Annotated in this window: 9 protein-coding genes, 1 tRNA gene and 1 pseudogene; 5 read left to right on the top strand and 6 right to left on the bottom strand. The window is 74.5% G+C overall.

Features of this window, described 5'->3' with window-relative positions; translation table 11 throughout:
• Both ACTUAL_RS18185 and ACTUAL_RS18180 read left to right on the top strand, forming a co-directional pair.
• Positions 1-450: excalibur calcium-binding domain-containing protein (locus ACTUAL_RS18185; protein WP_440901105.1), on the top strand; the 450-nt coding region annotated here is incomplete at its 5' end.
• A 98-nt stretch (positions 451-548) separates the two neighbouring features.
• Positions 549-1,511: a TIGR03617 family F420-dependent LLM class oxidoreductase gene (locus ACTUAL_RS18180; RefSeq protein ID WP_440901104.1), complete on the top strand. Its 963-nt coding sequence runs from the start codon at positions 549-551 to the stop codon at positions 1,509-1,511.
• On the opposite strand, the gene ACTUAL_RS18175 is transcribed toward ACTUAL_RS18180, so the two are convergent.
• A complete protein-coding gene (locus ACTUAL_RS18175; protein ID WP_157767464.1) occupies positions 1,498-1,653 on the bottom strand; it encodes a hypothetical protein in 156 nt (51 codons plus the stop codon). The two genes, ACTUAL_RS18180 and ACTUAL_RS18175, sit on opposite strands and share 14 nt — an antisense overlap.
• Before the next feature lie 450 nt (positions 1,654-2,103).
• Here ACTUAL_RS18175 and ACTUAL_RS18170 point away from each other — a divergent pair, with 450 nt between their 5' ends.
• The 3 genes from ACTUAL_RS18170 to ACTUAL_RS18160 are packed head-to-tail and all read left to right on the top strand — an operon-like array spanning position 2,104 to position 6,032.
• Positions 2,104-2,973, top strand: a complete 870-nt coding sequence (locus tag ACTUAL_RS18170) for an ABC transporter ATP-binding protein (protein WP_440901103.1) — start codon at positions 2,104-2,106, stop codon at positions 2,971-2,973.
• Between the two features lie 54 nt (positions 2,974-3,027).
• Positions 3,028-3,999 (top strand): ABC transporter substrate-binding protein, encoded by a 972-nt coding sequence (locus tag ACTUAL_RS18165; RefSeq protein WP_440901102.1) that lies wholly within the window; start codon positions 3,028-3,030, stop codon positions 3,997-3,999.
• Entirely contained in the window at positions 3,999-6,032 is a 2,034-nt protein-coding gene (locus ACTUAL_RS18160) for an iron ABC transporter permease (protein ID WP_440901101.1), read from the top strand. Before ACTUAL_RS18165 ends, ACTUAL_RS18160 begins: the two co-directional genes overlap by 1 nt.
• A 61-nt stretch (positions 6,033-6,093) precedes the next feature.
• On the opposite strand, the gene ACTUAL_RS18155 is transcribed toward ACTUAL_RS18160, so the two are convergent.
• The 5 genes and pseudogenes from ACTUAL_RS18155 to ACTUAL_RS18135 all read right to left on the bottom strand — a co-directional run.
• Positions 6,094-6,912, bottom strand: a complete 819-nt coding sequence (locus tag ACTUAL_RS18155) for a glycosyltransferase (RefSeq protein WP_440901100.1) — start codon at positions 6,910-6,912, stop codon at positions 6,094-6,096.
• A 168-nt stretch (positions 6,913-7,080) separates the two neighbouring features.
• Positions 7,081-7,154, bottom strand: a tRNA-Thr gene (locus ACTUAL_RS18150).
• A 343-nt stretch (positions 7,155-7,497) separates the two neighbouring features.
• Positions 7,498-8,697, bottom strand: a complete 1,200-nt coding sequence (locus ACTUAL_RS18145) for a DNA polymerase III subunit delta' (protein WP_012782926.1) — start codon at positions 8,695-8,697, stop codon at positions 7,498-7,500.
• A 13-nt stretch (positions 8,698-8,710) separates the two neighbouring features.
• Positions 8,711-10,828 carry a bifunctional MFS transporter/dTMP kinase gene (locus ACTUAL_RS18140; protein WP_440901099.1) on the bottom strand — a complete coding sequence of 706 codons (2,118 nt, stop codon included), beginning with the start codon at positions 10,826-10,828 and terminating at the stop codon, positions 8,711-8,713.
• A 79-nt stretch (positions 10,829-10,907) separates the two neighbouring features.
• Positions 10,908-11,215 (bottom strand): annotated as a pseudogene (locus ACTUAL_RS18135) (hypothetical protein); the annotation flags it as partial.

Below are 11,215 nucleotides of genomic sequence, written 5' to 3'. Positions count from 1 at the left end.
GCTGTGAGTGAGCTGAGCGTCAGGACGTCCGATCCCGAGCGAGGTCGGGGCGCCAAGGTCGTCTGCGGGTTCCTGGTGGTGCTGACGGCACTCGTGCTGGCGGGTTGTGAGGGGAGCACCCCCTCCGGCGGCCAGGTGTCCACGAGCTCCTCGTCGACCAGCACGACCACGAGCGCGACCACCACGACCAGCAGCCCAGCGCCGACCACCACGACAACCACCACCACGACGACCACGACGCCGCCACCGGCGCCCGCTCCTCAGCCGAACCCCCAGCCGCAGCCGAAGCCGCAGCCCAACCCGCAGCCCGCGCCCGAGCCGCAGCCCGAGTCCGTCTACTACAAGAACTGCGCCGAGGCGCGTGCCGCGGGCGCGGCGCCCCTGCACGCGGGCGAGCCGGGCTACCGCACCGGTCTCGACCGGGACGGGGACGGCGTGGCCTGCGAGTGACCACCGGGGCGGGCTCCGGCGTCCGGGGGTCGTCGGAGCCCGCCTCGGACCCGCCCGCCGACTGGACCTGGCCGCCGCACCCGCGTACAACCGGTCCCGTGCTGGTGGATCAGGTCGAGGTCGAGTACACCCCCACGACGGTCGTCGACGCGGCCCGCGCCGCCGCGGAGGCCGGGATCGACGGGTTCTGGGTCGCCGAGACCCGGCACGACCCGTTCGTGGCGCTGGGCAGGGTCGCCGACCGGGTCGAGCGGGTCGGCCTGGGCACGGCCATCGCGGTCGCCTTCGCCCGCAACCCGATGAGCACCGCTGTCCAGGCCAACGACCTGCAACTGCTGTCGCGGGGCCGGTTCCGGCTGGGCCTGGGCTCGCAGGTGGAGCCGCACATCACCAAGCGGTTCGGGATGCCCTGGTCGAAGCCCGCCGCGCGGATGCGCGAGTACGTGCTGGCGATGCGCGCCATCTGGGAGTCGTGGGCCACCGGGGAGCGCCCCCGGTTCCGGGGCGAGTTCTACACGCACACGCTGATGACGCCGTTCTTCGACCCCGGTCCCAACCCGTTCGGCCCGCCCGAGGTGTGGCTGGCCGGGGTCGGGGAGCGGATGACCGAGGTCGCGGGCGAGGTGGCCGACGGGTTCCTGTGCCACGCGTTCACCACCGAGCGGTACCTGCGCGAGGTGACGCTGCCCGCGCTGGAGCGGGGGCTGGCGCGGTCCGGGCGGACGCTGGAGGGGTTCGGCGTGAGCGGGCCGTCGATGGTGGTCACCGACGACGCGTCGGCCGCCGCCGTCCGCCGCCAGATCGCGTTCTACGGCTCGACGCCCGCCTACCGCCCGGTGCTGGACCTGCACGGCTGGGGCGAGCTGCACGAGGAGCTGCACCGGCTGTCCCGCCGCGGCCTGTGGGCCGAGATGGACGCGGCCGTGCCGGACGAGGTGCTGGGCGCGTTCGCCGTCACCGGGACCCCGGCGGAGGCCGCCGCCGAGGTCGCGGCGCGGTACGGGGACGTGGTCACCCGGATCGCGGCCCCGGTGCTGCGCGCGGACCTCAGGTCCGGCTGAGGCTGGGCACCCGGTGGGGGAACAGCGCGGACTCGGGCACGCGGGCCGCGTCGACCCTGCGGTTCCAGCGCCGCCTGCCGATCCGCTGGGCGACGAACACCAGCGGCAGGGCAAGCAGCGTCACCACGACCATCGCGAGCATCCGTCATCACCTCCAGGGCGGCACGGACACTGTCGCCCAGCATCGGCGGAATCGGCATGAAGGTCACCCGATCGGAGCATCAAGCACGGTGCTCCCGGCCGGGCGAGTTCTCTTGGGGACAATATGCACCCTAAGAACGCTCCCAGGCTCGCACTCGGTCCCCAATGCGCCCGAAGAGTGCAGTGGATCACGCCCAACGGGTGAACCGACTTGGTTAGGTTAGGCTCACTTCAGATAGGCGAGGGGCGCTGGGGGGCGAGGCTCCGCCCGTTCCGGGTTCGGGGGTTCCCGTGCGGGCGGAGCCCCGGAAGCGGGCGCCGAACGTCACCCGGACCGCCGCCCTGCGTGGCGACACGTGCCGATCTTGCGAACACCGAGTCACCGGTACGCCCGCAAGGACCAGAGCCATACGACCTTTGGGTGAAATAACTCTTAGGTTAGGCTCACCTCATGTCACAAGGCGACGCTCTGCTCACCGGTGAGGCGCTGGTCCTCGCGCACCACGACCGCGCCGTGGTGGAGGGCGTGTCCCTGGAGCTGCGCGCGGGCGAGGTCACCGCGCTGGTCGGCCCCAACGGTTCGGGCAAGTCCACCGTGCTGCGCTCCCTCGCGCGCCTGCACAAGCCCCGCGAGGGCGGCGTGCGGCTCGGCGAGCGGCAGGTGTGGGGGCGGGCGGCGCTCAGCGGCAAGGAGTTCGCCCGCAACGTCACCCTGCTCACCCAGCACCGCCCCACCCCGTCCGGCGTGTCCGTGCGCGACGTCGTCTCCTACGGCCGCCACCCGCACCGCGCGGGCTGGCGCGGGGTGGACGCGGGCGGGGCCGCCGCCGTCGACCGGGCCATGGAGCTGACCGGCGTCACGCCCATGGCGGGCCGGGGCGTCGACGAGCTGTCCGGCGGCGAGCTGCAGCGCGTCTGGCTGGCGTCCTGCCTGGCGCAGGAGACCTCGGTGCTGCTGCTCGACGAGCCCACCAACCACCTGGACCTGCGCTACCAGGTCGAGGTGCTGGACGTGGTCCGCGACCTGGCCGACGAGCACGGCGTGGCGGTCGGCGTCGTGCTGCACGACCTCGACCACGCGGGCGTGGTCGCGGACGAGGTGGTCCTGCTGTGCGACGGCCGCGTCGTCGCCTCCGGGGCGGTCCGCGAGGTGCTCACCCCGGACCACCTGACCAGCGCGTACGGCGTCGAGGTCCAGGTCGTCGACGCCCCGGTCACCGGAGCCCCGCACTGCCGCCCGCTGGGCAAGCGCACGCCCCGCACCGCGCAGCGGTGCGAGACCACCCCCCGCAGCACCCCGCCCGCTCGCAGCGGCTCATGAGGTTCCGGCTTTCGCCCGAACCACCCCTCCCCCACCGAGAAGAAGAGAAGAACGATGCGCCTGTTGACCCCCGCCCTGCTCGCGGCAGCCGTGCTGCTGTCCGCCTGCGGCACCACCGAGAGCACCTCCAGCGAGCCCGGCGCGTCCGGTGACGCCGGTGGCGCCATCACGCTGACCGACGCGCGCGGCAAGACCGTCGAGCTGAAGGCCCCCGCGAAGAAGGTCGTGTCCCTGGAGTGGGCCGAGACCGAGATGGTGCTGACGCTGGGGGTCACCCCGGTCGGCGCCGCCGACCCCGAGGGCTACGCGACCTGGAACTCCGCCGAGGCGCTGCCCGGTGACGTGAAGGACGTCGGCAAGCGCGGCGAGCCCAGCGTCGACGCGATCGTGGCGCTGGAGCCGGACCTGGTGCTGATGCCGCTGGCCCGTGACACCGCCGTGGCCGAGCAGCTGGAGAAGGCCGTCCCGGTCGTCATGACCAAGTCCAGCGACGCCACGAAGAACTTCGACCGGCTGCGCGAGGACTTCACCCTCATCGCCAAGGCCGTGGGCAAGGAGGCCGAGGCGAAGACCGCGCTGGCCGACATGGACGCCAAGCTCGCCGAGGGCAAGAAGGCCGTCGAGGCCAAGGGCGCGACCGGCACCCCGTTCGTCATGGCGGACGGCTGGATGCAGGGCAGCACGGTCAGCATCCGCCCGTTCGGCAAGGGCTCGCTGGTGTCCGACACCGCCGAGGCGGTCGGCCTGGTCAACGCGTGGACCGGCGAGGTCGACGCGGAGTGGGGTCTGGGCGCGACCGACGTCGAGGGCATGACCGCGATCACCGACCCGAAGACGATCATGGTCTACAGCGCCTCCGAGGAGGACGTGTTCACCACCGGCCTCAAGGACAACGCGGTGTGGCAGCGGCTGCCGTTCACGGCCTCCGGCAAGATCACCAAGCTGGAGAAGGGCACCTGGACGTTCGGCGGGCCCAAGTCGGTCGCCGTCATCGCGGACCAGTTCGTGAAGGCCGCAACGTCCTGATGCTGCGCACCGCCGCCGTGGTGGCGGGAGCAGTGGCGGCCATCGTCCTGCTCTCCGCCGTCCACCTGACCCAGGGCACGTCGTCCGTCGGCGCACTCGACCTGCTGTCCGCCGTGCTCGGCGACGGCAACGCGCAGGCCGCGGCCGTGCTGGAGGGCTCGCGGCTGCCCAGGCTGCTGACGGCGCTGCTCGTCGGCGTCGCGCTGGGCGTCGCGGGCGCCGGGATGCAGTCGATCGCCCGCAACCCGCTGGCCTCCCCGGACACCCTCGCGGTGAACTCGGGGGCGCACCTGGCCGTGGTGTCGTTCGCGGCGTTCGGGATCGGGCTGCCCGCCTACGCGGCGGGCGGCGCGGCGTTCGTCGGCGGCCTCGCGGCCACCGCGCTGGTGCTGGCGCTGTCCGGCGGCGCGTCGACGAGCCCGAGGCTGGTGCTGGTCGGCTCGGCGGTGGGCCTGACGCTGCACTCGGCGACGACGCTGGTGCTGCTGCTGTTCGAGCAGGAGACCACCGGCCTGTACGCGTGGGGCAGCGGGTCGCTGTCCGTCGGCGACCTGCGCACCACGTCCCAGATGGCCCCGGTCGTGCTGGTCGGCGTGGTCGGGCTGGTGCTGATGTCCCGGTCGCTGGACGTGCTGGCGCTGGGCGACGACAACGCGGCCGTCGTGGGCCTGAAGGTGCGGCGGACCAGGCTGGGCGCGGTGCTGCTGACCGTGGCGCTGACCGCCGCGGCGGTGACGGCGGCGGGCCCGGTCGGGTTCGTCGGGCTGAGCGCGCCGGTGATCACCCGGCTGCTCGCCGCGCGGGTCCCCGGACTGGCCGGGCACCGGGCGCTGCTGCCGGTGTCCGGGCTGGTGGGCGTGCTGGTGGTGCTCGGGGCGGACGTGCTGCTGCGGGCGCTGCTGGGCGCGTCCGAGGCGGTCCGGGTGCCGACGGGCGTGATGACGACGGTGCTCGGCGCGTCGGTGCTGGTGTGGCTGGCGCGCAGGCAGCGGTCCGGCGGGTCGCGCAGGCAGCCGCCGAGCGGCCGGGTCGGCGTGGTCGGGTCGCGGCGGCGGCTGGTGGCGGTGTCGGTGGTGCTGGCCGCGCTGGTCGTGGCCGCGCCGCTGGTCGGGCTGCTGATGGGCGACCGGGTGGTGCTGCTGGGCGACCTGGGCAACTGGGTGGCCGGGCGGACCGGACCGGCGCTGACGTTCGTGCTGGACCAGCGCCTGCCCAGGGTGCTGGCGGCGGTCGTGGCGGGCGCGGCGCTGGCCGTCGCCGGGTGCGGTGTGCAGTCGGTGAGCCGGAACCCGCTGGCCGAACCGGGCCTGCTGGGCATCACGGCGGGCGCGGGGCTCGGCGCGATCGGGCTGATCACGCTGGCGCCGGGCGCGGGCCCGTGGCAGATCGCGGGCGCGGCCGGGTTCGGCGCGCTGGTGGCGTTCGCGCTGGTCTACGGGCTGTCGTGGCGCGGCGGGCAGGACTCGGACCGGCTGGTGATCATCGGCATCGCGCTGTGGTCGGCGGGCATGTCGCTGATCACGCTGCTGGTGGCGACCACCGACCCGTGGAACACGGTGAAGGCGCTGACCTGGCTGTCCGGCTCGACCTACGGGCGGACGCTGGAGCAGGTGCTGCCGCCCGCGCTGGCGCTGGCCGCGATCGGGCCGCTGCTGTGGTTCGCGCACCGCGACCTGGACCTGCACTCGCTGGACGACGACACCCCGAGGGTGCTGGGCGTCCCGGTGGAGCGGTCCCGGCTGCTCCTGCTGCTGGGCTCGGGCGTGCTGGCCGCGAGCGCGGTCGCGGCGATCGGCGTGGTCGGGTTCGTCGGCCTGGTGGCCCCGCACCTGGCCAGGTCGCTGGTGGGCGGGCGCAACGCGCGCGTGCTGCCGGTGGCGGCGGGGCTGGGCGCGGTGCTGGTGAGCCTGGCCGACACGATCGGCCGGACGGTCATCTCACCGGCGCAGATCCCGGCCGGGCTGGTGATCTCGCTGGTCGGCACGCCGTACTTCGTGCTCGTGCTGTGGCGCTCCAGGGAGCGCAGGACCTGAGCCGAGGGGCTCCCCGCTCGCGGGGAGCCCCTTTTTCACGGCCCGTCTCCCGGAGCCCGCCTCACAGCCCGTGGGCGCGCAGCTCGCGCAGGGCCCCTTCCAGCACGTCCCGCTCCGCGACGGCGAAGTCCAGCGGGTCGACCACGTCGCCCCAGCGCTCTAGGGCGCTCGCCTGGACGGCGTCGAACCAGTCCGGCAGCGCCTTCGCCCCCGTCTCGTCGATCCGCCCGTGCGCCAGCGCGTCCGCGACGACCAGGTCGAGCTCCGCCCGCGCGGGCGCCAGGCCCGGCTTGCGCGGCGCGGTCCAGTCGTCGGCCAGCACCGGGCGCAGCAGCGCGGCCTCCCGGTTCCAGTGCAGCAGCAGCGCGAGGTCGGCGGTGGCCCCGTCCGGCAGCTCGGCGGGCCACAGGGCGCGCAGCGCGGCCCGCTGCCCCGACCACGGCGTCGACCCGGCCTTGGGCAGCAGCTCCGGGTAGAGCCTGCCGATCAGCGGCGCGAAGAACCCGTGCAGCCACAGCCTCGGGTGCGGCGGGCGCCAGTACAGGTCGCTCACGCACGCGTCGGCGAGGCCGCCCAGGATCGGCTCGACCAGCAGCGGCACCAGCGGCGGTTCGCCGAAGTAGCGCACGTCCCCGTCGAGCAGGCACACCACGTCGCCCCGGCTGGCCGCCACGCCCGCGAGGACCGCGGCGCCCCGGCCCGGCCGCGACTCGACCACCGAGGCCCCCGAGGTGAGGGCGACCTGGGCGGTGCGGTCGGCGCGCCCGACCACGACCACGACCTCGCCGGGCACCCCGAGCTCCTCCAGCCCGCGCAGCGCGTCCTCGACCACGACGCCGACGGTGGAGTCCTGGCCGTGCGCGGTGACGACGACGCTCACGCTGCGGGGCCTGCGGACCGTCCTGCGGCTCGGCGCGACGTCGGCTGCGGCACCGGTCGTGTCAGGTCGGGGCACGCGCCCTCCGCTCTCCCGCCGGGCCGTGAACCGGTCCGAACAAGCGAACAGGCCCGGTCCGGGGAACCCGGACCGGGCCTGCGCTTCTCGCTGAGCCGCCTATCGGAATCGAACCGATGACCTGTTCATTACGAGTGAACCGCTCTGGCCGACTGAGCTAAGGCGGCGAGACGCGACAACTATAACCGACGCCGCGAGCGTCACCGAACGGGGGGTCCCCTCGTTGCACCCGCCGAGGCGGCGCCGCCCCGGCGACGGCGCCCGAGCAGGCCCGGACCGAAGGAAAGGCGTAGGTGAAGTCGCTCCCCCCGAACCCCCGCTCACGACGGTGTCACCCGGTGGTGAATAGGCTGGCGGGCACGAACGCCGTGCACACGACCACACTGCTCTGGACCGGCATCACGCTGCTGCTGATCGGCGTGGTGGCGGTGCTGGCCGCACCCCCGCGCAGGCCGCCCGCCGCGTCGGACCGGCAGCACCGGGCGCCCCGCTCGCGCAGGCCCGCCCGCGTCAGCCCCGCTGCAGGGTCGTCAGCATCGCCTCCACGGCGATCCTCGGCTTCACGTTCCGCTCCAGCGCTCCCCGACACGCCAGCACTGCTTCAAGTCTGCGCAGCGTCGACTCACGGCTCCAGGCCGCCGCCGCCGTCCGGGCGTCCGCCGCGCGGTCCGGGTGGTTCAGCGCGGCCTCGGAGCCGGTCGCGGTGACCAGCACGTCCCGGTAGAACGCGGCCAGGTCCACCAGCGCCTGGTCGAGCGAGTCCCGCTGGGTCCGGGTGGCCCTGGACTTCTGCCGCTTCTCCAGGTCCTTGAGCGCGCCCTTGGCGCCCCTGGTGGCCGAGGCGGTGCCCTTGCCGGTGCCGCCCGCGCCCATGGCGGTCTCCAGCGCCTTGCGCTCCTGCTCGTCGCGGTCCTCGTTGGCGGACAGCGCGTCGCCCTCGGCGGCCTTCACCAGGTCGTCGGCGCAGGTGAACACGTCGGCGGGCCTGCGCAGCGCGAGCGGGATGGCCAGCACGGACTCGCGGCGCAGCCTGCTCTGCTCGTCGGTGGCGAGCCTGCGGGCCCTGACCACGTTGCCGCCGGTCACCGACGCGGACCAGGACGCCAGGTCGGGGGCGACGCCCTCCTCCTCCAGCGCGGCGGCCACGTCCGGGACCTTCGGGGAGCCCAACCGCACCACGCGGCAGCGGGAGCGGATGGTCACCGACACGTCGTACGGGTGCTCGGAGGGCGCGCAGAGCAGGAACACGGTGCGGTCCGGCGGCTCCTCCACGGCCTTGAGCAGCGCGTTCGACGCGCCCTCGGTGAGCCGGTCGGCGTCGGCGACGATCACCACCTGCCAGCGGCCCGAGGTGGGCCTGCGCGCGGACACCTGCACCAGCGCGCGCATCTCGTTCACCGAGATCGACAGGCCCTCGGGTGCGACCACGCGCACGTCGGCGTGGGTGCCCGCGAGCGCGGTGTGGCACCCGGCGCACACGCCGCAGCCCGGCCGGTCGTCGGCGGCGGTGCACTGCAGGGCCCCGGCGAACGCCCTGGCGGCCTCGGTGCGGCCCGATCCGGGCGGCCCGGTGAACAGCCAGGCGTGCGTCATGGCCCCCGGCGCGGGCGTCCCACCCGCGACGATCGCCGCAGCCGCCTCCGCCGCGGCGCTGAGCACGGTCACCGCGTCGGGCTGGCCGACGACCTCACTCCACACTCCCCTTGGCACGGGGCAACCGTACTCAGGGGGTCTCGGCGAGCGGAGCGGCAGCGCGGATCTCGCCGCCGACCAGGCGCGCCACGGCGGCCTTGACCCGCGCGGCCACCTCGTCCGGGGTGCCGTCGGCGTCGACCACGAGGTAGCGGTCGGGGTCGGCGGCGGCCATGCCGGTGAGCAGGCGCTGCACCTGCCAGTGGTGCTCGGCGTTGGTGATGGTGCGGCGGGCGCCCTCCAGCCCGGCGGGCGCGGCACCGGGCGGCTCCGCTCCGGGGGGCGCGCCGAGCGCCGAGGCGGGCAGCGTGGTGGGGGTGCGGTCGAGCAGCACGGTCAGGTCGGGGCGGAGCCTGCCGGTGGCCCAGTCGGACAGCCGCTCCAGCTCGGAGGTGTCGACGGAGCCGGAGGCGGAGAAGTGCGCTATCGGGCTGTCGGCGAACCGGTCCACGACGACGATCAGGCCGGCCTCCAGCGCGGGCCGTACGCGCCGCTCGACCACGTCGGCGCGCACGGCGGCGGCCACCAGCGCGTGCGCCCGCACCCCGGCGAGGTCGGCGGTGTTGAGCAGCTCGTGCACCCGGCGCTCGTCCAGGTCGGGCTCGCTGGCCAGCAGCACCTCGTGCCCGGCGGCGCGCAGCACCTCGGCCAGCTCGCGGGCCTGCACGGAGGTGTCCAGGCTGGCGTCGCCCTCCACGGTGATCAGCAGGCCGCGCTCCCGGCGGGGCCTGCCGCGCAGCGCGGCGAGCAGGTCGGACAGGATCGGGGTCTCGCGCCGGTCGTCCATGAGCCGGTAGGCGATCAGGCCGACGGCGGCGGCCAGGACGCCCGCGCCGAACAGCACCGGGCGGGTGCCGTCGATCTTGAGCGGGTGGTCGAGGACCGTGATGACCCTGGGCTGCAGGGTGGTGACCAGCAGCGGGCTGGCCACGGTGGACAGGCCGAGGATGACCTTCATCAGGGACTGGACCAGGGCGACCATCCGGCCGCGCACCTCGTCCTCGACCTTGGAGCCGATGATGGTCAGGCCGGTCAGGAACGCGATGCCCGCGCAGCCGCCGACCAGGGCGACCGCGACCAGGGCGAACCACAGGTGCGGGGCCAGCGACACCACGCCCAGGCTCAGGCCCGCGCAGACGATGGTGACGCCGAAGAGCCTGCCGTGGGTGAGCCTGCGGGCGAGCTTGGGGGCGGTGATCATGCCCGTGGCCAGGCCCGCGAAGACGGCGATGAACAGCAGGCCGTAGGCGCTCTCGCCGCCGAGCAGGCTCAGCGCGTACAGCTTGGCGCTGCCGATGACCGCGCCCGCCGCCGCGAACGCGCCGGTCATGCCGATGACCAGGCCGCGCAGCAGCGGCCGGTGCCAGGCGTAGGCGAGGCCGTCGCGCATCATCACGAGGAAGCCGGGGGCGTCGTCGTCGCGCTTGCGGGGCGTGGCCATGCGGCCGGACAGCTCGGGGATGCGGGTGGCGACCAGGACGGCGGAGGAGACGTAGAGCAGGCCGTTGATCACCACGGCGATGGTGGCGATGCGGAAGCTGAGGTCGCCGCCCTGCAGGTGGAAGTAGCCGGGGATGCCGGAGATCAGCGCGTAGAGGCCGAAGCCGCTGATGGTGGTGATGCCGTAGGTCATCACCAGGCCGAGCTGGTTGGCGGTCTCCACCTGGTCGGGCCTGCGCAGCAGGTTGGGCACCGCCGAGTCCTTGGCGGGGATCCACAGCATGGCGCAGCAGCCGATGAGGAAGTTCGCGATGAACAGCCACCAGGCGGTGCCGACGAAGGCGATGGACAGGAACAGCGCGCCGCGCGCCAGGTCGCAGGCGACCATGACCTTGCGGCGGTCGAACCGGTCGGCGAGGACGCCGCCGAGCGGGGCGAAGAGCATCCCCGGCAGCAGCTGGGTGATGACGACCGCGCTGAGCGCGAAGCCCTCCCAGCGGTAGCCCTCGGCGAGCTTGGTGACCAGACCCGTCAGCGCCAGGAGTGACAGCCAGTCACCCACGCTGCAGAGGTAGGTGACGCCCCAGAGCCTGCGGAAGGGGCGGATGGCCAACACGCTCCGGATGCGATGCCCGGTGGACGCCTCGGTCCGGTTGCTCCCGGATCGTCCCGGCCCACCAGCCGTGTCGCTGTCCTGGATGGTGCTCACCCCCTAGGTCGCAGGTCACCAGGGTAACCGGCTGTGCTGGTCGGGGGGCCACATCGGACCGAGCGGTGAGGTTCGCCTCTCAGCGCAGCGCGTCGAGGAGCGCGCCGACGATCTCGCGCAGCGTGGTGAACAGGATGGAGGCGATGACGCCGAGGACGACCAGGATGCCGACGATCGTGCTGCCCGCGCCCTTCGCCTGGGCCTCGGGGCGCCGGGCGGGGGCGGCGGGCCCGCGCTGGGCGGCCTGGCGCTGGCCGGGGGCCTGCGGGTGCGGGAGCTGCGGGTGCGGCGCCCGGGGGTACGAGGCAGGCGGGTACGAGGCAGGCGGGTGCGGGACGGCCGGACGCCGGGCCTGCGGCGCCCGCCTGCCTGCCCCGGCGCGACCGG

The sequence above is a fragment of the Actinosynnema sp. genome (assembly GCF_052038725.1).
This window is presented reverse-complemented; position numbering and strand designations above follow the sequence as displayed.